Annotated in this window: 20 protein-coding genes; 14 read left to right on the top strand and 6 right to left on the bottom strand. The window is 67.8% G+C overall.

Translation table 11 applies throughout. From position 1 onward, the window contains the following. Nucleotides 1-112 precede the first annotated feature (112 nt). The 6 genes from BM360_RS10805 to BM360_RS10830 all read left to right on the top strand — a co-directional run bounded on the left by BM360_RS10805 (nt 113) and on the right by BM360_RS10830 (nt 8,800). Entirely contained in the window at nt 113-1,570 is a 1,458-nt protein-coding gene (locus BM360_RS10805) for an NAD(P)-dependent oxidoreductase (RefSeq protein WP_093314526.1), read from the top strand. Next, nucleotides 1,567-2,286 (top strand): DUF2059 domain-containing protein, encoded by a 720-nt coding sequence (locus tag BM360_RS10810; RefSeq protein WP_093314528.1) that lies wholly within the window; start codon nt 1,567-1,569, stop codon nt 2,284-2,286. The genes BM360_RS10805 and BM360_RS10810 overlap by 4 nt, the downstream gene beginning before the upstream one ends. 1 nt (nt 2,287) lies before the next feature. After that, nucleotides 2,288-2,833, top strand: a complete 546-nt coding sequence (locus BM360_RS10815; protein WP_093314530.1) for a hypothetical protein — start codon at nt 2,288-2,290, stop codon at nt 2,831-2,833. Then, nucleotides 2,833-3,537, top strand: coding sequence for a DUF2059 domain-containing protein (locus tag BM360_RS10820; RefSeq protein ID WP_093314532.1), 705 nt, complete (start codon nt 2,833-2,835; stop codon nt 3,535-3,537). The genes BM360_RS10815 and BM360_RS10820 overlap by 1 nt, the downstream gene beginning before the upstream one ends. Further along, complete coding sequence (gene gltB, locus BM360_RS10825) at nt 3,534-8,057, top strand: glutamate synthase large subunit (RefSeq protein ID WP_093314534.1); 4,524 nt, start codon at nt 3,534-3,536, stop codon at nt 8,055-8,057. Before BM360_RS10820 ends, gltB begins: the two co-directional genes overlap by 4 nt. A gap of 74 nt (nt 8,058-8,131) precedes the next feature. Further along, complete coding sequence (locus BM360_RS10830) at nt 8,132-8,800, top strand: glutathione S-transferase family protein (protein ID WP_093314536.1); 669 nt, start codon at nt 8,132-8,134, stop codon at nt 8,798-8,800. 42 nt (nt 8,801-8,842) lie between these two features. On the opposite strand, the gene BM360_RS10835 is transcribed toward BM360_RS10830, so the two are convergent. The 3 genes from BM360_RS10835 to ubiG all read right to left on the bottom strand — a co-directional run bounded on the left by BM360_RS10835 (nt 8,843) and on the right by ubiG (nt 10,355). Continuing rightward, the gene (locus BM360_RS10835; protein ID WP_093314538.1) at nt 8,843-9,208 is read right to left on the bottom strand and encodes a DUF4440 domain-containing protein; all 366 of its coding nucleotides are present in this window, start codon (nt 9,206-9,208) and stop codon (nt 8,843-8,845) included. Nucleotides 9,209-9,270: 62 nt separating this feature from the next. Then, entirely contained in the window at nt 9,271-9,621 is a 351-nt protein-coding gene (locus tag BM360_RS10840) for a hypothetical protein (protein WP_093314540.1), read from the bottom strand. Beyond that, a complete protein-coding gene (gene ubiG, locus BM360_RS10845) occupies nt 9,621-10,355 on the bottom strand; it encodes a bifunctional 2-polyprenyl-6-hydroxyphenol methylase/3-demethylubiquinol 3-O-methyltransferase UbiG (protein WP_423228902.1) in 735 nt (244 codons plus the stop codon). The genes BM360_RS10840 and ubiG overlap by 1 nt, the downstream gene beginning before the upstream one ends. A gap of 66 nt (nt 10,356-10,421) precedes the next feature. Here ubiG and BM360_RS10850 point away from each other — a divergent pair, with 66 nt between their 5' ends. From BM360_RS10850 to BM360_RS10860, 3 genes are read left to right on the top strand one after another with little or no spacing between them, the layout of a single operon-like run. Then, nucleotides 10,422-11,675, top strand: coding sequence for an aspartate kinase (locus tag BM360_RS10850; RefSeq protein WP_093314542.1), 1,254 nt, complete (start codon nt 10,422-10,424; stop codon nt 11,673-11,675). 20 nt (nt 11,676-11,695) lie between these two features. Further along, a complete protein-coding gene (locus BM360_RS10855) occupies nt 11,696-12,763 on the top strand; it encodes an NAD(P)-dependent alcohol dehydrogenase (protein ID WP_093314544.1) in 1,068 nt (355 codons plus the stop codon). A gap of 29 nt (nt 12,764-12,792) precedes the next feature. Beyond that, nucleotides 12,793-13,779, top strand: coding sequence for an NAD(P)H-dependent flavin oxidoreductase (locus BM360_RS10860; RefSeq protein WP_093315987.1), 987 nt, complete (start codon nt 12,793-12,795; stop codon nt 13,777-13,779). Between the two features lie 58 nt (nt 13,780-13,837). On the opposite strand, the gene BM360_RS10865 is transcribed toward BM360_RS10860, so the two are convergent. Next, nucleotides 13,838-14,026: a hypothetical protein gene (locus tag BM360_RS10865; protein ID WP_093314546.1), complete on the bottom strand. Its 189-nt coding sequence runs from the start codon at nt 14,024-14,026 to the stop codon at nt 13,838-13,840. 76 nt (nt 14,027-14,102) lie between these two features. Next, on the bottom strand, nt 14,103-14,504 hold the full coding sequence (locus BM360_RS10870; RefSeq protein WP_093314548.1) for a VOC family protein: 402 nt from the start codon (nt 14,502-14,504) through the stop codon (nt 14,103-14,105). 86 nt (nt 14,505-14,590) lie between these two features. Here BM360_RS10870 and ptsP point away from each other — a divergent pair, with 86 nt between their 5' ends. The 5 genes from ptsP to ftsH all read left to right on the top strand — a co-directional run bounded on the left by ptsP (nt 14,591) and on the right by ftsH (nt 21,906). Continuing rightward, a complete protein-coding gene (ptsP, locus tag BM360_RS10875; RefSeq protein WP_093314550.1) occupies nt 14,591-16,870 on the top strand; it encodes a phosphoenolpyruvate--protein phosphotransferase in 2,280 nt (759 codons plus the stop codon). Between the two features lie 104 nt (nt 16,871-16,974). Next, nucleotides 16,975-17,823 carry a helix-turn-helix domain-containing protein gene (locus BM360_RS10880; protein ID WP_093314552.1) on the top strand — a complete coding sequence of 283 codons (849 nt, stop codon included), beginning with the start codon at nt 16,975-16,977 and terminating at the stop codon, nt 17,821-17,823. Between the two features lie 60 nt (nt 17,824-17,883). Next, nucleotides 17,884-18,816, top strand: a complete 933-nt coding sequence (locus BM360_RS10885) for a YbgF trimerization domain-containing protein (protein WP_093314554.1) — start codon at nt 17,884-17,886, stop codon at nt 18,814-18,816. Nucleotides 18,817-18,922: 106 nt separating this feature from the next. Next, nucleotides 18,923-19,903: a tRNA lysidine(34) synthetase TilS gene (tilS, locus tag BM360_RS10890; protein ID WP_093314556.1), complete on the top strand. Its 981-nt coding sequence runs from the start codon at nt 18,923-18,925 to the stop codon at nt 19,901-19,903. A gap of 65 nt (nt 19,904-19,968) precedes the next feature. Then, nucleotides 19,969-21,906, top strand: coding sequence for an ATP-dependent zinc metalloprotease FtsH (ftsH, locus tag BM360_RS10895; protein ID WP_093314558.1), 1,938 nt, complete (start codon nt 19,969-19,971; stop codon nt 21,904-21,906). 131 nt (nt 21,907-22,037) lie between these two features. On the opposite strand, the gene msrA is transcribed toward ftsH, so the two are convergent. Continuing rightward, on the bottom strand, nt 22,038-22,583 hold the full coding sequence (gene msrA / locus BM360_RS10900) for a peptide-methionine (S)-S-oxide reductase MsrA (protein WP_093315988.1): 546 nt from the start codon (nt 22,581-22,583) through the stop codon (nt 22,038-22,040). Nucleotides 22,584-23,033 lie beyond the last annotated feature (450 nt).

The following is a 23,033-nucleotide window of genomic DNA, read 5'->3' on the forward strand; positions in this document are numbered from 1 at the left end:
TTAGAGGGCAAGCTGCAGCAAGTTTTTAGGTCAGCATTGCTGATGCATTAGCCAGATTGCACGTGACAGCGGACGTTTTCGCCGCCAGACGAGCGGCGGAAGGAGCCGCCGTATGGCCGAGAACCCGATGCTCAAGTTCGTTCGCGTGGAGCAGTCCTACCCGTCCAAGCGGGAGGCCGACGTTCGGCGCGAGGATTTCCGCGAGATTGCGGATCGGTTCGCAGTGGAGAAGGCGGAGGAACAATCGGCGCGCTGCTCGCAATGTGGCGTGCCCTATTGCTCGACGCACTGCCCGCTACACAATCACATTCCCGATTGGCTCCGCCTGACTGCCGAAGGCCGTCTGCGCGAAGCCTATGAGCTCTCCAACGCGACCTCGACCATGCCCGAAATCTGCGGCCGCATCTGCCCGCAGGACCGGTTGTGCGAGGGCAATTGCGTGATCGAATTCTCCGGCCACGGCGCTGTGACGATCGGGTCGGTCGAGAAGTTCATCAGCGATACCGCTTGGGCCGAGGGCTGGGTCGCGCCGCTCGCTCCGCTGGCGGATCGCGGCCAGTCGATCGGCGTGATCGGTGCAGGTCCGGCCGGGCTGACCGCAGCGGAGCTGCTGCGCGTGCGCGGCTATGAGGTGCACGTCTATGACCGGCACGACCGCGCGGGTGGGCTGCTGACCTACGGCATCCCCGGCTTCAAGCTGGAGAAGGAAGTGGTCATGCGCCGCATCCGCCGGCTGGAGGAAGGCGGCATCATCTTCCACACCGGCTTCGACGTCGGCCGTGACGCGACGATGGCGGATCTGCGCGAGAAGCACGACGCGTTGCTGATCGCCACGGGCGTCTACAAGCCGCGGGCGATCAAGGCGCCCGGCGTCGGCTCCGCCGGTGTCGTCGAGGCGCTCGACTATCTGATCGCGTCCAACCGCAAGGGCTTTGGCGACGACGTGCCTGCGTGGGACGATGGCAGCCTCAATGCCGCGGGCAAGAACGTGATCGTTATCGGCGGCGGCGACACCGCGATGGACTGCGTCCGTACCGCGGTCCGGCAGGGCGCGGCATCGGTGAAGTGCCTCTACCGCCGCGACCGGGCGAACATGCCCGGTTCGCAGCGCGAGGTCGCCAATGCGGAGGAGGAAGGCGTCGAGTTCGCCTGGCTCTCTGCGCCTGAGGGGTTCGAGGCGGCCGACGAGGGTCACGTCAGCGCCGTCCGCGCCACGCGGATGCGGCTGGGCGCGGCGGACGCCTCCGGTCGGCGCGCGCCGGAGGCGGATCCCGGCTCCGAGCACAGCCTGCCTGCCGATCTCGTCATCAAGGCGCTCGGCTTCGATGCGGAGGAGCTGCCGCGCCTGTTCGACGCGCCCGATCTGTCGGTGACGCGCTGGGGCACGCTGCGGATCGATCACCGCACGATGCAGACGAACATGGAGGGCGTGTTCGCCGCGGGCGATATCGTGCGCGGCGCCAGCTTGGTCGTCTGGGCGATCCGCGACGGCCGCGACGTGGCGGAGCGGATGCACGCCTGGCTGAAGGCGCGCGCGCCGGTGCGGACGCAGGCGGTGGTGGCGGCGTGATCACGCTGCTGATCGCCCTCGCCGCGGTCGGTGCGCCTGCTGCTGCGCCCGCCGCGACGACGGCACAGCCGGGATCATCGACGCGTGCGCAGGCGGAGGCGTTCGGCAGGCTCCACGTGCCAACGGACGTGACCATCGCTTCGGCACGCACGATGTTCGCGAGGACCTTCACAGCCAGCTTCGACGCGTCGGCCGAAAGCCTTGCGGCGGAAGCGCGTTTCCCCGGCATCCGCAATGCCGCGCTTGCCGCCGGCACGCAGGCGCTGGAGGATGGCGCGATGCGCGAGGTGCCGGCGCTGCAGTCGCAGATCGCCGACCTGGTGCAGGCGCGTCTTTCCGCCGGCGATCTGGCGGCGGTGCTGCGCTTCTACCAGCAGCCCGCAGTTCGGCGGCTGCAAGCCGCGGCGGGCACGTCCATGCCGGTGGACGCGATGATCGCCAAGGCCAAGGCGCAGCCGGTGCCGAGCTTCAGCGCGGCCGAGCTCGTGGATCATGCCGCGCGCGGGGCCGAGGCGGCCGCGACGCCGGCCGATCGCGCCGCTGTCGCCGCGTTCATGGCAACGCCCGCAGGGCGCCGCTTCGGCGCGCTGATGCCCGACTTGATGGAGCTGGTGACCGCCCGCACCAACGCCATGATCGAAGGGCTGCAACCGCAGATCCTCGCCGCCTCGCAGGCCGCCGCCCGCGACTTCGTGCGCAGCGCCGGGACGAAGTAGGATGCGCCGTGCGCTCGTCCTCACGCTCGCTTTGATCGGCGGTGTCGCGCCGGCACAGCTGCCCGAGCCCGAGGGCGACGACCCGGCGACGACGCTGGCGCTGGAGGTGGAGCCGCACCGGCTGGTCGGCGCTGCGCTGGTGCGCGAGGAGGATGCCGCCGCCTATCTGACCCGCTATCTGCTCAGCCCCCGGCCGAAAGGGGCCAGGCGCGCCTGCGATCCGGCGAACGCCGCCTGCATCGCCGCCGCGGACGCGCTGGGCAAGGAAGCCGCGCCCGAGTTCCTGCGGCTTCAGGCGCGGGTCCATGCCGAGCGGCTGGCCAACGGTTTCAAGGCACGCATGACCGAGGCCGAGATCGAGCAGGTTCGCGCCGCGATCGACACGCCTGCTGCGCGCAAGTTCGTCGATGCGCTGCTCGCCTATCGCCGTGGGCCGCAGGATGCGGAGGCCGCAGTCGCGAACGAGCCGCTGATCACCGCCTTCCACCAGCAAATCTACGATTATTTCATCAACGAGACGGCGAAGCTGCCGAAGGCGAGGAAGTGATGCGGCACCGCCTCGCACCCGTGGCAGCCGCCGCACTGCTGCTTGCCGTGCCCGCCAGCGCGCGGCCCGCTGCCCCTGCCCTGACCGCGAGCCAGACGCAGGTCGATACCCTGCTCGGCATCCTTTTCCCGATCGATCGGCTGCTCCAGCTGAACCTGGCGGCTTGGCAGGAGGAGCTGGCGGCCACGTTCGACGCCGATCCCGCCCTCGTCGCGCGCGAGAAGGCGGCACCGGGCCTGCGCGCCCGCGTTATAGAAGCAGGATTGGCTGAGGTGCGCGACGCTTATGGCGGCGAGCTGCCGGTAATGGCCCGCGAGCTGCGGCCAATCTATGCCGAGCTGACGCCCGCCGATGCGGACACGCTGATCGCCTTCTTCCGCACGCCGACCGGCGCCAAGCTGGTCGCGCAGATGCATGCCGGCGTCGCGCAATCCGCCAGCCTGACGGTGCGTGGCGTTGCCGACGATGGACGACGCAAGGCGCTCGCCAGCCTCGAGCCGTCCGACGTGCCCGCTCTCAAGGCGTTCGCCGCTACGCCCGCCAGCGCGCGTGCGCGGGCGATGGCGCCCCGCATCGCCGAGGTGAGCGACCGGCATATCACCGCTGTCACCAAACGGCTCGAGACCGCCGTTCCCGCTGCCCGCGCCCGCGCGCTCGCAACCCCATCCACCCGCACGACCGATCAGAAGGCATCCGGCCAATGACCACCGAAGCCGAACGCATCCGCCTTGCCAGCGAAGGCATGTATCGCCCCGAATTTGAAGGCGATGCCTGCGGTGTCGGCCTCGTCGCCGCGACGGACGGCAAGGCCTCGCGCCGTGTCGTCACCGCGGCGATCGATGCGTTGAAGGCGGTGTGGCACCGCGGCGCGGTCGATGCGGACGGCAAGACGGGTGACGGCGCGGGCATCCATGTCGACCTGCCCGCCGCCTTCTTCGACGACGCGATCGAACTGAGCGGCCATCGCCCCCTGCCCAATCGGCTGGCGGTCGGCATGATCTTCCTGCCGCGCACCGATCTCGGCGCGCAGGAAATGTGCCGCACCATCGTCGAATCCGAGATCATCGATTTCGGCTACACCATCTATGGCTGGCGGCAGGTGCCGGTCGACGTGTCGGTCATCGGCGACAAGGCGATGATGACGCGGCCCGAGATTGAGCAGATCATGATCGCCGGCCCCATGCCCGATCAGGAAAGCATCGAGGAGTTCGAGAAGAAGCTCTACCTCGTCCGCCGCCGGATCGAGCGCAAGGTGATCGAGGCGCAGATCCAGGGCTTCTACGTCTGCTCGCTGTCCGCCCGCTCGATCATCTACAAGGGCCTGTTCCTCGCCGCCGAACTGTCCGTCTTCTACCCGGACCTGCAGGACGAGCGGTTCGTCAGCCGCGTCGCCGTGTTCCACCAGCGTTATTCCACCAACACCTTTCCGCAATGGTGGCTGGCGCAGCCGTTCCGGACGCTCGCGCATAACGGCGAGATCAACACGATCCGCGGCAACAAGAACTGGATGAAGAGCCACGAGATCAAGATGGCCTCGCTCGCCTTCGGGGAGCATTCGGAGGAGATCAAGCCGCTCATTCCGGCGGGTGCCAGCGACACCGCCGCGCTGGATGCGGTGTTCGAGGCGATCTGCCGCTCTGGCAGGGACGCGCCCACCGCCAAGCTGATGCTGGTGCCGGAGGCGTGGCAGAACGATCCCTCGCTGCCGGCCCCGGTCGCGGACATGTATCGCTATTTCGGATCGGTGATGGAGCCGTGGGACGGACCCGCCGCGCTCGCCATGACGGACGGGCGCTGGGTGGTGGCGGGCGTCGATCGCAATGCGCTCCGCCCGCTGCGCACGACACGGACGGCGGACAATCTGCTGATCGTGGGATCGGAAACCGGCATGGTCGTCGTTCCCGAATCCACCGTCGTGGCCAAGGGGGCGCTCGGGCCCGGGCAGATGGTGGCGATCGATCTGGATGAGGGGCGCCTCTACGGCGACGCCGAGGTGAAGGCGCGGATCGCGGGCGAGCATCCTTATGGCGAGTGGGTGCAGGGCTTCCGCACGCTTGGCGACCTGCCGATCCCCGATGATGCCGCGCCGACCCGGTTCGAGCGGGCGGACCTGCTCCGCCGTCAGGTGGCGGCCGGGCAGACGATGGAGGACATGGAGCTGATCCTCAGCCCACAGGTGGAGGAGGCGAAGGAAGCCATCGGCTCGATGGGCGACGATACGCCGCTCGCCGTCATCTCGGACCGGCCGCGGCTGATCAGCCACTTCTTCCGCCAGAACTTCAGCCAGGTGACCAACCCGCCGATCGACTCGCTGCGCGAGACGCGGGTCATGTCGCTGAAGACGCGCTTCGGCAATCTCGCCAACATCCTCGATATCGGGCCCGTCCAGTCGGATGTGCTGGTGCTCGACAGTCCCGTTCTCGGCAGTGCCGAGTGGACCACGCTGAAGGCACATTTCGGAGACCGCGCCGCGGATATCGACTGCACCTTCGCCGCGCCCGTCGGCCCGGATTCATTGCGCCAGGCGATCGCCGCGGTGCGCGCACAGGCCGAGCAGGCGGTGCGCGAGGGGCGGACCGAGCTGTTCCTGACGGACGAGCATGTCGGCCCCGATCGCATCGCCATCCCGGCGGTGCTCGCTGCGGCCGCGGTCCACACCCACTTGGTCCGCCGCGGTCTGCGTTCCTATGCGTCGGTCAATGTGCGCGCGGCGGAGTGCCTCGACACGCATTATTTCGCGGTGCTGATCGGCGTCGGCGCGACCACGGTGAACGCCTATCTGGCAGAGGCCGCGATCGTCGATCGGCAGGCGCGCGGCCTGTTCGGGCGCTTGAGCGTCGAGGAATGCCTCAAGCGTCACCGCAAGGCGATCGACGATGGCCTGCTGAAGATCATGTCGAAGATGGGGATCGCGGTGATCTCCTCCTATCGCGGCGGCTATAATTTCGAGGCGGTCGGCCTCAGCCGCGCGCTGGTGAACGACATGTTCCCCGGCATGCCCGCCAAGATTTCGGGCGAGGGCTATGCCTCGCTCCAGCTCAACGCGGTCGAGCGGCATGAGGCGGCGTTCGACGACGTGGTCGTCGCCCTGCCCGTCGGCGGCTTCTACCGGCAGCGTGGCGGCGGCGAGGCGCATGCCTATTCGGCGCAATTGATGCACCTGCTGCAGACCGCGGTCGCGACCGACAGCTACTCCACCTATCTGCAATTCTCGCGCGGGGTGAAGGATTTGCCCCCCGTCTATCTGCGCGATCTGCTTGAGTTCAACTGGGCGCGCGAAGCCATCCCGATCGACTCGGTCGAGGCGATCACCGAAATCCGCAAGCGCTTCGTCACGCCCGGCATGTCGCTCGGCGCGCTCAGCCCGGAGGCACATGAGACGCTGGCGATCGCGATGAACCGGATCGGCGCCAAGGCGGTGTCGGGCGAGGGCGGCGAGGACAAGTCGCGCTACAAGCCCTATGCAAATGGCGACAACGCGAATTCGGTGATCAAGCAGATCGCCTCCGGCCGCTTTGGCGTCACCGCCGAATATCTCGGCTCTGCGGAGGAGCTGGAGATCAAGGTCGCGCAAGGGGCCAAGCCCGGCGAGGGCGGGCAGCTGCCCGGCTTCAAGGTGACGGAGATGATCGCGCGACTGCGCCACGCCACGCCCGGCGTCACGCTCATCTCGCCGCCGCCGCACCACGACATCTACTCGATCGAGGATCTGGCGCAGCTCATCTACGACCTGAAGCAGATCAATCCGCGCGCCCGCGTCTGCGTGAAGCTCGTCTCCTCCGCCGGCATCGGCACCGTCGCGGCGGGCGTCGCCAAGGCGCATGCCGACGTGATCCTCGTTGCCGGCCATGTCGGCGGCACCGGCGCGTCCCCCCAGACCAGCATCAAATATGCCGGTACGCCGTGGGAGATGGGCTTAAGCGAAACCAATCAGGTGCTGACGCTGAACGGCCTGCGCCACCGCATCAAGCTGCGCACCGACGGCGGCCTGAAGACCGGGCGTGACATCGTCATCGCCGCGATCCTGGGAGCCGAGGAATTCGGCATCGGCACGCTCAGCCTCATTGCAATGGGCTGCATCATGGTGCGCCAGTGTCATTCGAACACCTGCCCGGTCGGCGTCTGCACGCAGGACGATGCGCTCAGGAAGAAGTTCGTCGGCACGCCGGAGAAGGTCATCAACCTGATGACCTTCATCGCCGAGGAAGTGCGCGAGATCCTCGCCAAGCTGGGCGTCAAGTCGCTCGACGAGATCATCGGCCGCACCGAGCTGCTCCGCCAGGTCAGCCGCGGGGCCGAGCACCTCGACGACCTCGATCTCAACCCCATCCTCGCCAAGGTGGACGCGCCGGATCATCACCGCCGCTTCGCCATCAACACCTTCCGCAACGAAGTGCCCGACAGCCTCGACGCGCAGATGATCGCGGATGCCAAGCCCGTATTCGAGCGGCGGGAGAAGATGCAGCTGACCTACACGGTCAGGAACACGCACCGCGCCGTCGGGACGCGCCTGTCGGCCGAGATCACCAAGCTCTACGGGCAGGACACGCTGTCGGACGGGCATGTCACCGTCCGCCTGCGCGGCTCGGCCGGCCAGTCGCTCGGCGCGTTCCTGTGCAAGGGCATCAAGCTGGAGGTGTTCGGCGACGCCAACGACTATGTCGGCAAGGGCCTGTCCGGTGGCGTCATCACGATCCGGCCGATGGTCTCCTCCCCGCTCGTCACGCGGGACAATACGATCATCGGCAACACCGTCCTTTACGGCGCGACCAGCGGCAAGCTGTACGCGGCCGGTCAGGCGGGCGAGCGCTTCGCGGTGCGTAATTCGGGCGCGACCGTGGTCGTCGAGGGCTGCGGCGCGAACGGCTGCGAATATATGACAGGCGGCGTCGCCGTGATCCTGGGCCGGACCGGCGAGAATTTCGGTGCGGGCATGACGGGCGGCATGGCCTTCGTGCTGGACGAGGACGGCGCCTTCCCCGATCTCGCCAATCCCGACAGCATCGTCTGGCAGCGGCTCGCCTCCGCCCGGTGGGAGGCGCGCGCCAAGTCGCTGATCGCGGAGCATGCGGTGGCGACCGACAGCAAGTGGGCGCACAGCCTGCTGGACGATTGGGAGCGCACCCGGCTGAAGCTGTGGCAGGTGGTGCCGAAGGAGATGCTGAGCCGCCTGCCCCACCCGCTCGACGACCGTGCCGAGGCGGAAGCCGTCGCCGCTGAATAGCCTGCGATCGGGGCCGGCGGCGATGCGTCGCCGGCCCCTTCCCCTGCACCGCAGGCGCGCCTAACAGACCAGCCATGTGGCAGCTTTTTCAGTTCCCGCTCTGCCCCTTCTCCCGCAAGGTCCGCCTGCTGCTGGGTGAGAAGGGCGTGGGCTATGATCTCGTGCGCGAGTCCCCGTGGCTGCGACGTGACGAGTTTCTCGACATGAACCCGGCCGGCCAGACACCGGTCGTCGCCGGCGAAGGCGGCATCACGCTGATCCACAGCCAGGCGATCTGCGAATATTTCGAAGAGACCTGCCCCCGCCCGCCGATGATCGTCGGCAGCGCGACCGAGCGCGCCGAGATCCGCCGGCTGGTCGCGCTGTTCGACGAGACGGTGCATAACGAGGTCGTCGCCCCGCTCATGTCGGAGCGGATGCTGAAGCGCATCGTGCTGCGCACCTCCCCCGATGCCAAGGCGCTGCGCGAGGCGATGAAGATCGCCAACACGCACCTCGATTATGTCGACTGGCTGCTGGATCACCGTCGCTGGCTGGCGGGTGCGGTGCTTAGCCTCGCCGATCTGGCCGCCGCGGCACAGATCTCCGTCGCCGATTATTTGGGCGGCATCGACTGGCGCGGACATGAGCGGACCAAGGAATGGTATGCGGCGCTGAAATCGCGCCCCAGCTTCCGGCCGCTCCTGTCCGAGCGGATGGAGATCGTCACGCCGCCCCCGCATTACGACAAGGTCGATTTCTGATCCGATCGCCGCCCCGGCCTGTGCCGGGGCGACGAGATGCGATCAGCCCGCTCCGCCCGTCAGCGGCGGCGTCTGCTGGTGCTGCACCACCGTCCACACCTCATGCTCGATGCGGCGATAGGTTGAGGTGCAATGCGCCTCATAGGGCTGCGCATCCTGCTTGGACGCGCGCGCATGATAAGCGACGACGATCATGCCTTCCTGCGGCCGCGCGACCTGCCGCTCGCTCAGCTCGACCGAGGACCAGCGTGGCGTCTGCTGGACTGCCTTGATCGCTGCTTCGCCGGTGAAGACATAAGGCGGCTCCGGCAGCACCATCAGGCACTCGTCGTCGATCGACTCCTCGTAATGTTCGGCATCCGCAGTCCACAGGCTTTCCTCGAAAGCCCAGATGCGCTCGTCGTTCATGGCCGGCTCCTTGTTGGGGGACGGAGCGGCAATGGGCGGGACGCGCCGGGGTTCCGATCGTTTCAGCGGCGGCGCGGCGGGAGATTGCAGGGCGGCAGCTTCAGCTGCGCCAGATCGCGGCAGGGGCGCACCTGCACCGAGCCGTCGAGCCCGAGAAAGGCGCCGTAATCGGCTCCGCGATCGCACCGCACCGACCACATGTCGAGATTGCGATAAGGGCCGCGATGCGTGACCAGCTCGACCTTGCGGCAATATTGCCGGGAGTCGAGCACCGCGCGCCGCATCGCCGCGCGCCGCTGCAGATCCGACAGTTTCGCCAGCTGCGCGCTGAACGGATTGGCCTGGGGCCGCTGCGCCGCCGCGCCGCTGGCCAGCGCCGCCAGCGCCACGCCGAAAGTGACCAGTCGCCGCATCACGCCCTCCGCGCCGTTATCAGATAGTCGAGATCGAGATTGCTCCCCAGCCGGAAGCCACGCGCCGGATCGAACATGATGCCGCGCGTGTCGATCACCTCCAGCCCGGCCGCGCGCACCATGTCGCCCAGCTCACCCGGCGCGACGAAGCGCGACCAATCATGCGTGCCGCGCGGAATGCCGCCGAAGCGCTCCGCCAGCTCCACCACCAGCAGACGGGAGAGCGGCGTGCGGTTGGGGGTGGAGAGGATCATCAGCCCGCCGGGCGCCAGCAGGTGCGCCAGGCGCGCGACGAAGGCGGCGGGATCGGCGGCATGCTCGATCACCTCGAGGCTGACGACGAGGTCGAACGTCTCGCCCGCCACCGCATCCGCATCGCCGACGCGGTAATCGATGGTGAGGCCCTGCCCCGCCGCATGCGCCCGCGCCACCGCCACGCCCTCGAACGCGGCATCGACCCCCGTCACCACGCCGCCCAGCCGTGCCAGCGGCTCACTGAGCAGCCCCGCGCCGCAGCCCATGTCGAGCACGCGGGCGCCCGCCAGCGGCTTCAGCCCGCGTGCGTCGCCATGGACGTGCGCATCCCATTGTTCGCGGATGTAGCCGAGGCGCACCGGATTGAGCCGGTGCAGCATCGCGGAGGAGCCGCGCGGATCCCACCATTCCGCCGCCATGGCGCCGAAATGCGCCGCTTCGCGCGGATCCACGGTGGTCGTCACAGTTGCCATCGCCATATCGGCTCCCTATCAGCCGCGCCGCACCCCTTTTCAACGCCTTTCCCGAGGATACAGGCCCGGCCCATGGCGCGCATCGTGATGAAGTTCGGCGGCACCTCGATGGCGGGGATCGAGCGCATCCGCAACGTCGCCCGACGCGTGCGCCGCGAGGTGGAGGCGGGCAACGAGGTTGCCGTCGTCGTCTCCGCCATGGCGGGCGAGACGGACCGGCTCGTCCAGTTCTGCCGCGAAGCCTCCTCGCTCTACGATCCGCGCGAATATGACGTGGTCGTCTCCTCGGGCGAACAGGTGACGAGCGGGCTGCTCGCCATCGCGCTCCAGGCGATGGGCGTGCGCGCGCGCAGCTGGCTCGGCTGGCAGATGCCGATCCGCACGTCGGATGCGCACGCCTCCGCCCGGATCGGCGAGATCGAGACGGCCGGCCTGCTCGCCGCGATGCGCGACGGCGAGGTGGCGGTGATCCCCGGCTTCCAGGGCGTGGCGCCGGGGGAGCGGATCACCACGCTCGGCCGGGGTGGTTCGGATACGTCGGCCGTGGCCGTGGCAGCGGCGGTGGGCGCCGATCGGTGCGACATCTACACCGACGTGGACGGCGTCTACACGACCGATCCGCGCATCGTTCCCAAGGCCCGCAAGCTCGCCCGCGTCACCTATGAGGAGATGCTGGAGCTGGCGAGCGTCGGTGCCAAGGTGCTCCAGACCCGCTCGGTCGGGCTGGCGATGAAGGAGAAGGTGCGCGTGCAGGTGCTGTCGTCGTTCGACGACGCGCCCGACGCGGCAACGCTGCCCGGAACGATGATCGTGGGCGAGGACGAGGTCGAGACGATGGAACGACAGCTGATTACCGGCATCGCGCACGACAAGAACGAGGCGAAGGTGACGCTCACCGCCGTGCCTGACCGGCCGGGCGCGGTGGCGACGATCTTCTCGCCGCTGGCCGATGCGTCGATCAACGTCGACATGATCGTGCAGAATGTCGCGCATTCGACCGGATCGACGGACGTCACCTTCACCGTGCCGCAGGCGGAGCTCGCCCGCGCGCTCGACGTGCTGGAAAAGCAGCGTCCCACCATCGGCTATGAAAGCCTAGTGCACGATACGTCGGTCGCGAAGATCAGCGTGGTCGGCGTCGGCATGCGCAGCCATGCGGGCGTTGCAGCCGCCATGTTCAAGGCGCTGGCGGACCGCGGCATCAACATCCTCGCCATCACGACGAGCGAGATCAAGGTCTCGGTGCTGATCCACGAGGATTATACCGAGCTTGCAGTGCGTGTGCTGCACACCACGTACGGGCTCGACGCCGACGAGGCGGCCTGATTTCTTCGGAGTTTCCGACCATGACGACCACCGCCCGCTCCTATGCCGTGCAGGACGCGCACACCCCTTTCGCGCCCTTCTCCTTCGAACGGCGCGATGTCGGCCCGCGTGATGTCGCGATCGACATCCTGTTCTGCGGCATCTGCCACTCGGATCTGCATACGGCGCGCAGCGAGTGGGACGGCACGCTCTACCCCTGCGTGCCCGGCCACGAGATCGTCGGCCGCGTGACCGTGGTCGGACCTGAGGTGACGAAGTTCGCGGTGGGCGACATTGCGGGCGTCGGCTGCATGGTGGACAGCTGCGGCACCTGCCCGTCCTGCCACGAGGGCGAGGAGCAATATTGCACCGGCACCGGCTTCGTCGGCACCTACAATGGCGCGGACACGGTGCTGGGCGGGCACACGTTCGGCGGCTATTCCGACCATATCGTCGTCGACGAGGGCTTCGTGCTTCGCATCGGCCATGACGAGAAGGATCTCGCCGCTGTGGCGCCGTTGCTGTGCGCCGGGATCACCACCTATTCGCCGCTGAAGCACTGGAAGGTCGGGCCTGGCCAGAAGGTCGGCGTGGTGGGCCTCGGCGGGCTCGGCCATATGGGCGTGAAGATCGCCGCCGCGCTGGGTGCGGAGGTGACCGTGTTCACCACTTCGCCGAACAAGCGTGAGGATGCGCTGCGGCTTGGCGCCACCGACGTGATCGTCTCGCGCGATGCCGATCAGATGGCGGCGGCCGCCGGCACGTTCGACTTCATCCTCAACACCGTCGCCGCGCCGCACGATCTCGATCCGCTGCTCGCCGCGCTTAAGCGCGACGGCACGATGGTGCTGGTGGGCGTGCCGGACTCGGCGCACCCCTCGCCCAGCGTCGGCAATCTGATCTTCCGCCGCCGCGCGCTCGCCGGATCGCTGATCGGCGGCATCGCCGAGACGCAGGAGATGCTCGATTTCTGCCAGCAGCACGGCCTGACGGCAGACGTGGAGGTGATCCCGATCCAGCAGATCGAGGATGCCTATGCGCGCATGGTGAAGAGCGACGTGAAGTATCGCTTCTCCATCGACATGCAGTCGCTGAAGCAGGACGCCTGAGCTTGGGACAGGATCGGCTTCATGCGCTGATGGCGCGCGGCACCGCCTTCCTCGGCTGCGAGGTGGCGGTGCTGGGCGGTGCGATGTCGTGGGTGAGCGAGCGCAATCTCGTCGCCGCCATCTCCAATGCAGGCGGCTTCGGTGTGATCGCGTGCGGCGCGATGACGCCGGCACTGCTCGATGCCGAGATTGCCGGCACCAAGGCGCTGACGGACAAGCCGTTCGGCGTGAACCTGATCACCATGCACCCGGACTTGTCCGAGCTGATCGACGTGTGCGCGCGTCACGGCGTCGGCCATGTCGTGCTGGCGGGCGGCCTGCCACCGGCGGGGTCGCTCGAGCGGATCAAGGGATCGGGTGCCAAGCTGATCTGCTTCGCGCCGGCACTTGCGCTGGCCAAGAAGCTGATCCGCTCGGGCGTGGACGCGCTGGTGATCGAAGGCATGGAGGCTGGCGGCCATATCGGCCCCGTCTCCACCAGCGTGCTGGCGCAGGAGATGCTGCCCGAGATCGCGGACAAGCTGCCCGTCTTCGTGGCAGGCGGCATCGGCCGCGGTGAGGCAATTGCGGGCTATCTGGAGATGGGCGCCGCCGGCGTGCAGCTCGGCACGCGCTTCGTCTGCGCGACCGAGAGCATCGCGCATGCGAACTTCAAACGCGCCTTCATCCGCGCATCAGCACGTGATGCGGTGGCCAGCGTGCAGATCGATCCGCGCCTGCCGGTCATCCCGGTGCGCGCGCTGAAAAATGCAGGGGGTGAGCTGTTCACCGCCAAGCAGCGCGAAGTGGCCCAATCGCTGGACGAGGGCCGTGTCGCGATGGCCGAGGCACAGCTTCAGATCGAACATTATTGGGCGGGCGCGCTGCGCCGGGCCGTAGTCGACGGTGATGTCGAGCACGGGTCGGTCATGGCCGGTCAGTCGGTGGGCATGGTCAGCCGCGAGGAGCCGGTGGCGGCGATCCTGGCCGAGTTGATGACGCAAGCCGCCGCCGCGCTGGAAAAGCGGGCGGCCTGACAGCGCCGTGCCACCCGGCCTGAACCTGTAGGCAGGCTCAGGCCGGGTGGAGCGTGGCTCAGCGGCCGCGCAGCGTGTTCAGTAGCGCGAGACCGATCACGCCCGCTGCGGTGTAGCTGGCCCACTTGTTCGCCTTCACGAACGACTTGGCCTTGTCGAGGTGCGGCTGCACCTGCGCCTGCAGGCCGGGCTTCGCGGAATCGTTGGCGGTGTGCGCGGTGGTGCCGGAGAAGGTGTCGGTCGCCATGATGGTGCTCCTGGGGTTTGATTGAACCGCGCCCCTAACGACCGGCTGGCGAGTCGGTGCCATGATCCACCGCCGATCAGGCCCGGATTGTCGCCCCTAAAGACCAGCTATGGCCGAACGGATCGCGCAGCTGGCCATAGCGATCGCCCCAGAAGGCGTCGGCCAGCGGCATCGTGACCTCGGCGCCGGCGGCCACCGCACGCTCGAACAGCGCATCGGCATCCTCGACCTGCAGGTGGATCGTCACGCCCGAGGCAGGGGGTGCCGGCGGCTGCCATTCGGGGAACTCATCGAACAGGATTAGGTGCGCGCCGTTCAGCAGGAGCCCGGCATACATCAGCCTTTTGCCATCCTCGGCGAAGTTCTGCTCCGCCACCTCCGCACCGAAAGCGGCGGCATAGAAGCGACACGCCTCCGCGCCGCGGCCATCCTTGATCGTCAGGCAGGGCGTGACGCCGCTGGTTGGCCGGCCGGTCATCGCAATCTCCTCTGCATGGCATGAGTCTGCCGCCACCTAGCATAATATGCTTCGCCTTGCGGCGATCGGGCCGCTAGCGTCGCCTCATGGGTCTATCTTCCGCCGCCGCCTCCGCCCGTGAGATCCTGACGCGGCTGCACGACGTGATGGCGGCGCGCAGCCCGGCGCAGGCCAAGCTCGATCAGGTCGTCCGGATCATCGGTGAGGCGCTGTCGAGCGAGGTGGTCTCGCTCTATCTGCTGCGGGACGGCTGCCTGGAACTGTTCGCCACGCGCGGACTGAAGCCGGACGCTGTCCACGTCACCAAGCTGGCGATGGGTGAAGGCCTGGTCGGCACCATCGCCGAGGATGTCGAGACGCTGAACCTCGACGAGGCGACCAGCCATCCCGATTTCGCCTATCGGCCGGAGACGGGCGAGGAGCTGTTCCACAGCTTCTGCGGCGTGCCCATCGTGCGTCGCGAACGCTCGATCGGTGTGCTGTGCGTGCAGCACGAGGCGAGCCGCAGATATGACGATGTCGAAGTGGAGGCGCTGCAGACCGTCGCGATGGTGTTGGCGGAGCTGATCGCGGGCGCCGGCCTCGTCGATGAAACGGCAGGTGCAACAGGCGCGCGCGACACGGGCACGCTGCGCCTGACGGGGCTGAAGCTGGTCGACGGCATGGCCCGCGGCCGCGCCGTCTTCCACCAGCCGCGCGTGCAGATCGAGCAGACGGTGGCCGAGGATACGGAGGCCGAGCGCCAGCGGGTTCTCTCCGCCTTCCGCCATATGCGCGAGCAGATCGACCGGATGACCAGCCAGGCCGAGTTCGGCGTGGCGGGCGAGCATCAGGACGTGCTCGCGACCTACAAGATGTTCGCCTATGACGAGGGCTGGGCACGCCGGATCAACGAGGCGATCGACAGCGGCCTGACCGCGGAGGCCGCGATCGAGCGGGTACAGCAGCGCACCCGCATGCGCATGCGCGAGATCAGCGATCCATTGCTGGCGGACCGGATGCACGATCTGGAGGATCTCTCCAACCGGCTGCTGCGCATCGTCTCGGGCCAGCTCGGGACGGCGGCGCAGCTCGGCCTGCGGCAGGATTCCATCCTGATCGCGCGCAATCTGGGACCGGCCGAGCTGCTCGAATATGACCGGCGTCGCCTGAAGGGCGTAGTGCTGGAAGAAGGCTCGCTCACCGCGCACGTCACCATCGTTGCGCGGGCGATGGGCGTGCCGGTGCTCGGGCGTGTCCGCGACGTGCGCCGTCAGATCGGCGAAGGCGACCTGCTGCTGCTGGATACAGGCGAAGGACAGGCGATCATCCGTCCCTCCGGCCCGCTGGAAGAAGCGTTCGACGCCAAGCTGGCACTGGGTCAGAAGCGTCGCGCGCAGTTCCAGGCGCTCCGCGAACTGCCGCCCGTCACCCTCGATGGGCAGCGGATCACGGTCATGATCAACGCCGGCCTGCGCGACGACATCCCGGCGCTGGACGTGACCGGCGCCGACGGCATCGGCTTGTTCCGCACCGAGTTCCAGTTCCTCGTCTCCGCCACGCTGCCGCAGCGCGAGCGACAGCAGCGCCTCTACCGCGACGTGCTGGATGCAGCAGGCGATCGGCCGGTGGTGTTCCGCACCGTCGACATCGGCGGCGACAAGGCGCTGCCGTACATGAACACGGAAGGGGACGCGCTGGAGGAAAATCCGGCGATGGGCTGGCGCGCCATCCGACTGGCGCTGGAACGCAGCGCGCTAATGAAGGCGCAGGCGCGCGCGCTGATCGAGGCATCGGCCGGGCGGACGCTGGCCGTCATGTTCCCGATGGTGTCAGAGCCGTGGGAATATCACGAGGCCCGCGCGCTGTTCGAGGCACAGCGCACGTGGATTGCGGAGCGCAACCGCATGCTACCCCTCTCCATCCGCTACGGCGCGATGCTGGAGGTGCCAGCGCTGGCCGAGATGCTCGACATGCTGCTGCCGCAGCTCGACTTCCTGTCGATCGGCACCAACGATCTGACGCAGTTCCTGTTTGCCGCAGACCGCGCGCACCCGAAGCTGGCGGAACGGTTCGACTGGCTGTCCCCCGCAATCCTCCGCTTCCTGGCGCGCGTGCTGGCGCAGGGCCGCGCGGCGGACGTGCCGATCAGCGTCTGCGGCGAGATGGGCGGGCGGCCGTTGGAGGCGATGGCACTGATCGGCCTCGGCATCGATCGCCTGTCGATCACGCCCGCCGCGGTCGGGCCGGTCAAGGCGATGGTGCGCAGCCTCGATGCGGGACGCCTGCGCAACGCGATGAAGGAATGGCTCGCCGCGCCGACCGCCCGATCGCTGCGGCCACAGATCGCCGCATGGGCCGAAGCCGAGGGGGTTCAGGTCAGCTGAGCCGCACGCGCGGCGGACGCCCCGCCCCGCCGGTTTGATTTTTGACGCGCACGAAGCGACAAGGTGCGGGTGGCCGCGCCGTCCCGCGTGCGGCAGGAGGCGGAATGGAAGAAACGGTCCGGAGCGGTGACGGTCGCGTCGGCGCGCAACTGGCGGCGGCACGCGAGGAGCGTGGCCTGTCGCTGGACGAGATCGCCGAGCGTACGCGCATCCCGATGCGAAGCCTGGAGCTGATCGAAGCGGGCGCCAAGGATGGCCTGCCCGCCCTCACCTACTCGGCCGGGTTCGTCCGCTCCTATGCGGCAGCGCTCGGGCTCGACGGACAGGCAATGGCGCAGCAATTCCGGGCCGAGATGGGCCGCCCGGTCCGCCGCGACGTGCCGGAACCTTATGCCCCCGCCGATCCCGCCCGCGTCCCCACCCGGCTGCTGGTGATCGTGGCGCTGGTGCTGGCGCTGCTGGTTGCCGGCGGATATGCGATCTGGCGCGGCGATGCGCTGTTCGGCAGCGGCGCGGAGCAGCGCGAGCAGTTGGCAGCCGGTACCGACCCCGCAGTCTATCCGCCGCCCGAAAGTGGACAGCCACAGGCACCGCTGGTTCAGCCCGGCGCTTCCCCTGCCGGTCCGGTCGGCGGGCCGGTGACGGTGACGGCGCGCGAAGAGGTGTGGCTGCGCATCGCCGAACGGGAGGGCAAGACGCTGTTCCTCGGCACGATGACGCCGGGGCAGAGCTTTACCGTGCCCGACGACGCGATTGATCCGGTGCTGCGGACGGGTCGTCCACAGGCGCTGGACGTGAAGGTGGGCACGGCGGTGATGGCGTCTCTCGGCCCGCCCGACACGCTGGTGCGAGAGGCGAGCCTGAAACGCGACGCGCTCAGCCAGGCGGCCGCGCTGCCGCCGCCGGCGGCACAGCCCATCGCGCCGCTGGTGCCGCCCTCCACCAGGCCGTAAAGGCTGGCGACAGGCGGACGGGTGCAGGGGCGCATGGTCATGGTCAAAGGAAGTTCGGGCATGAAGCGGATCGTGGCCGCATTGATGCTGAGCGCGATGGCGCCGGCTTATGCGCAATCGGGAGCACAGCCGGGGGTGACCCAGCGTGTCGATCGGCTGGAGCGCGAGATGCGCGCGGTGCAACGCAAGGTGTTCCCCGGATCGAGCAAGGCGCCCGGCTATCTCGAGCCTGAGATCAGCGCGCCAGCCGCTCCCGCACCGACCGGGGGCATCCCCGCCTCCGCTCCGATCACCGACCTGACCGCGCGCGTGAACTCGCTGGAGCAGGAAATGTCGCGCATGACGGGGCAGCTGGAGCAGAACAGCTTCAAGCTGCGCCAACTCGAGGAGCAGGTGCAACGCCTGCGCGCTGACTCCGACGCGCGACTGGATGCGAGCATGGCGGCGCCGACCACGGGGGCGATCGGACCAGCGGCCACGCCGAGCCGCCCCGCGGCGGAGCCCTCCCGCCCCGCCTCAGGTCGCCCGGGCACGACAGCCCCGGTCGAGGCCGAGCCCGAACAGGCGGCGGCCCCGGCCGGGTCCGGCGATGCGGGAGAGGACGCCTATCTCGCGGGCTATCGCCTCTGGTCGAACAAGAAATATCCGGAGGCGGAGACCGCGCTGAAGGCGTTCGTCGCCAAATATCCGAACCACAAGCGTGCAAGCTTCGCGCAGAACCTGCTCGGCCGGACTTACCTCGACAGCGGTCGGCCGGCGGCGGCAGCGGTGGCGTTCCACAAGAACTTCACCGGCAACCCGCGTGGCGAGCGCGCGCCGGACAGTCTCTACTTCCTCGGTCAGTCGCTGATGAAGCTGGACAAGCCGAATGCGGCCAAGGCGTGCGAGGCCTATGATGCGCTGCTGCGTGAATATGGCACCACCATCTCGGCAGACCTGAAGGCGAAGGTCGCCAAGGGCCAGACGGATGCCAAGTGCAAGGTGGGCGCGTAGACGCTGGCATCCGTTCGTCAGCGGAGTTGCGACCTGCGCTGATGTTCCGGGTCACAGGCCGGCCATCGCGAGCGGCTAGGCGGAGGTGACGACCGCACCCGATCCTATGCTGGTCGAGCGCTTCCGCGCGGCAATGCGGCGATTGGTCGGTTCCGATCACGGCCCGATCGGCATCGCGGTGTCCGGAGGGGCGGACAGCCTCGCCCTGCTGTTTCTCGCGCACGCCGCTTGTCCGGGCCAGATCCACGCCGCCACGGTCGACCATGGATTGCGCGCGGAGGCTCAAGCGGAGGCGCGCTTCGTCGCTTCGGTCTGCGAAGGGCTGAGCGTCCCACATGCTACGCTGACCATCCCGGCAGCCGCCGCGGACAGGCTGCGCGCGGGGGGCAATCTCCAGGCGACTGCGCGGGCGTGGCGCTTTCGCCTGCTCTGTGCATGGTGCCGCGACAACGGGCTTGCGTGGCTCGCCACTGCGCATCACGCAGACGATCAGGCGGAGACGCTGCTCATGCGTCTGGCGCGCGGGGCCGGACTGGCGGGCCTGTCCGGTGTCCGCGCCCGACGTGAGGGGAGCCCCGCGATCATTCGGCCGCTGCTCGGTTTCACGAAGGCCGAACTGGTCGGCTTCTGCGCCGCCGCCGGCATCACCCCGGTGGCCGACCCGTCTAATGAAGACCCCCGTTTCGACCGAACGCACGTCCGAATATTGCTGGGCTCGACGCAATGGCTCGATCCTCTCCGCCTAGCCGCCGCCGCGCACCATCTGGCTGAGTCGGAAGTCGCGTTAGCGTGGGCCGCCGATCGCTTGATGGAAGAGCGCCGCAGGGCCGACACCGAGTCTGCCTTCGGTTACGACCTGTCGGGACTGCCGGCCGAGCTGCTCCGCCGCATCGCAGCCCGGGCAATCGCGCATGTGGACGCCATCGCCACGCTCGATCCAAACCGCCCACCCCCGCGCGGCCCCGAATTGCAGCGGCTGATCGAGACTGTCGCCTCCGGGCAGGCCGCAACCCTCGGCCATACACGCGTGCATCGCCGCGGCGACCTCTGGATCTTCGCCGCTGCCCCGCCGCGCCGCTCACACTGATCGACACTGTTCCATTGCCATTAACACCCGCGCTCCTATCTTGCGTGGGATCCCGAGGAGCAGGCATGAGCGACGACAAGGAACCACAGGGCAACCCCTGGATGAAGAGCTTAGCCATTTGGGCGGGCATCCTGCTGGCGCTGGTCCTGTTCGTCTCGGTGTTCGACTCGGGTGCGCGCAGCAGCTCGTCGGGCGGCATCGCCTATTCCGAGTTCCTCGCTCGCGTCGACGAGGGTGCGGTCCGCGATGCCGAGATCGCCGGCAACGTCATATCGGGGCATCTGACCAACGGCAGCGGCTTCCGCACCTATGCGCCGCAGGATCCCACGCTGGTGCAGCGGCTGGCCGACAAGAATGTCGCCTTCGCGGCAAAGCCCGAAGCGCAGCCCAGCTTCTGGATGCTGCTGCTTTATCAATCGCTGCCGTTCCTCCTCATGATCGGCATCGGCTTTTTTGTCTTCCGCCAGATGCAGAAGAATGCAGGTTCCGGCGCGATGGGCTTCGGCAAGTCGCGGGCCAAGCTGCTGACCGAGAAGCAGGGCCGCGTCACGTTTGATGACGTTGCCGGCATCGACGAGGCACGCGAGGAGCTGCAGGAGATCGTCGAGTTCCTCAAGGATCCGACCAAGTTCGCCCGCCTCGGTGGCAAGATCCCGAAGGGCGCGCTGCTCGTCGGCTCGCCCGGCACCGGCAAGACGTTGCTTGCCCGCGCGATTGCGGGTGAGGCGAACGTGCCCTTCTTCACCATCTCGGGCTCCGACTTCGTCGAGATGTTCGTCGGCGTCGGTGCCAGCCGCGTGCGCGACATGTTCGAGCAGGCGAAGAAGAATGCGCCGTGCATCGTCTTCATCGACGAGATCGACGCGGTTGGGCGTCATCGCGGCGCCGGCCTCGGCAACGGCAATGACGAGCGTGAACAGACGCTCAACCAGTTGCTGGTCGAGATGGACGGCTTCGACGCGAACGAGGGCATCATCATCGTCGCCGCCACCAACCGGCCCGACGTGCTCGATCCCGCGCTGCTGCGTCCGGGCCGCTTCGACCGCCAGGTCGTCGTGCCGCGTCCGGACATCGAAGGTCGTGAGAAGATCCTTCAGGTGCACATGAAGAAGGTGCCCTTGGCGCCTGACGTCAATGCACGCACCATCGCCCGCGGCACGCCTGGGTTCTCCGGTGCCGATCTCGCCAACCTCGTCAACGAAGCGGCCTTGATGGCAGCCCGGCTCGGCAAGCGCCTCGTTGCGATGGCAGAGTTCGAGCTTGCCAAGGACAAGGTGATGATGGGCGCCGAGCGCCGATCGATGGTAATGACGGACGATGAGAAGAAGATGACCGCCTATCACGAGGCCGGACATGCCGTCATCGCGCTCCACGAGCCCGCATCCGACCCGATCCACAAGGCGACGATCATCCCGCGCGGTCGTGCGCTGGGTATGGTGATGCGCCTGCCCGAGCGGGACAGCTACAGCTACCACCGCGACAAGATGTACGCGAACCTGTCGGTCTCGATGGGCGGCCGCGTCGCCGAGGAAGTCATCTTCGGCTATGACAAGGTGTCTTCGGGTGCCTCGTCGGACATCAGCTACGCGACCGGCCTTGCGCGCGACATGGTGACGCGCTGGGGCATGTCGGATCGGCTCGGGCCGCTCGAATATGCGGAGCCGGAAGGCGAGACGTTCCTAGGCTATTCGCAGAACCGGCCGCGCAATGTCTCGAACGAGACCGCGCAGGTGATTGATGCCGAGATCAAGCGCATCGTCGAGGGCGCGCATGACCGTGCGCGGCAGTTGCTCAGTGACCATGTCGAGGAGCTGCATGCGCTTGCCAACGCGCTTCTCGAATATGAGACGCTGACGGGTGACGAGATCAAGAAGGTCATTGCAGGTGAGACGCTCGACCGGGGTGATCCTGAGGATCGGCGCACACCCCAGCTCGGCACCGGCGGATCCTCCATTCCGAAGAGCCGCCGTCCAGGCGGGTTCGGCACTCCGAAGCCCGCCTGACGCGAGCCAGTCGAAAGCTTCTCAGCCCCGGTCACCAGTTTGGTGGCCGGGGTTTTTCTATGGTTTAGACCAGCAAAAAGGCGCCGAGCCGAAGCCCGACGCCCTGAACACCGTAGCAGTCTGACGTTCAACTAAGCCGCAGCGCCTGCCTTCAGCCGTGCCGCATAGCTTTTGCGCAACTTCGCAAGCTTGGGTGGGATGGTCGCGAGACAATAGGGATTACGCTGGCCTTCACTCTCCCAGTAACTCTGATGGTAATCCTCCGCAGGATACCAAGGCGCGTCAGGCTCGATGGTGGTCACGATCGGCGGGTTGAAATCCGCCTGAGCGCGCGTCTTGGCCTCATGTGCCACACGCTCCTGCTCCGCATTTGCGGGGAAAATAGCCGAGCGATATTGCGTGCCAACGTCGTTGCCCTGCCGGTTCAGCTGCGTCGGATCATGGGTATGGAAGAAGATGTCGAGCAGGGTCGCGAAGTCGATCACCTCGGGATCGAACCACACACGGATCGCCTCGGCATGGCCGGTATCGCCACCACACACCTGGCGGTAGGTGGGATCAACCGTCGCACCTCCGATATAGCCGCTCTCGACGCGGTTCACCCCGGTTACATCGTTGAACACCGCCTCGGTGCACCAGAAACACCCACCGGCGAGGGTCGCCACCTGATCGGCCATGTGCCGCATCTCCTTGCTATGTCGCCCCATCATATGGGAGCGCCCTAGCCCGGGCGGAAGTCTGTGCCGCATCAGTCGCTGGCGACCGCGTCTGCCCCCTTCACTTTAGAGCGGAAGCACGACCGGCCACGCCAGCAGACAGCGGCTTAGACGATGCGAAGCCGAAGTCTTTTAGGCAAGCAAAGGGATTAGTTCCAGCCGCGGCTGTAGGCGTAGCAGTCGAAAGCTGCACATGCACTAGTCGGGCAGCCGAGGCGCCGTGCAGCCGCATCAACCGACATCGTAGTTCGCCGTATCATCACCTTGGCTCGGTCGAGCCCACGGCCTTGCAGCAAGCGCCTATCGGGCCGCGCAGAAGGGTTTTGTCACGGGTTCGCTGCTTGCTTGAGCGTGCTCGCAAACACAGGCGGCGGGGTTCCAAGTCGCTCACGCTTCGACTTCGGCCAGCTG

It is taken from the genome of Sphingomonas jatrophae (genome assembly GCF_900113315.1).
GTDB classification, from domain to species: Bacteria; Pseudomonadota; Alphaproteobacteria; order Sphingomonadales; family Sphingomonadaceae; genus Sphingomonas_P; species Sphingomonas_P jatrophae.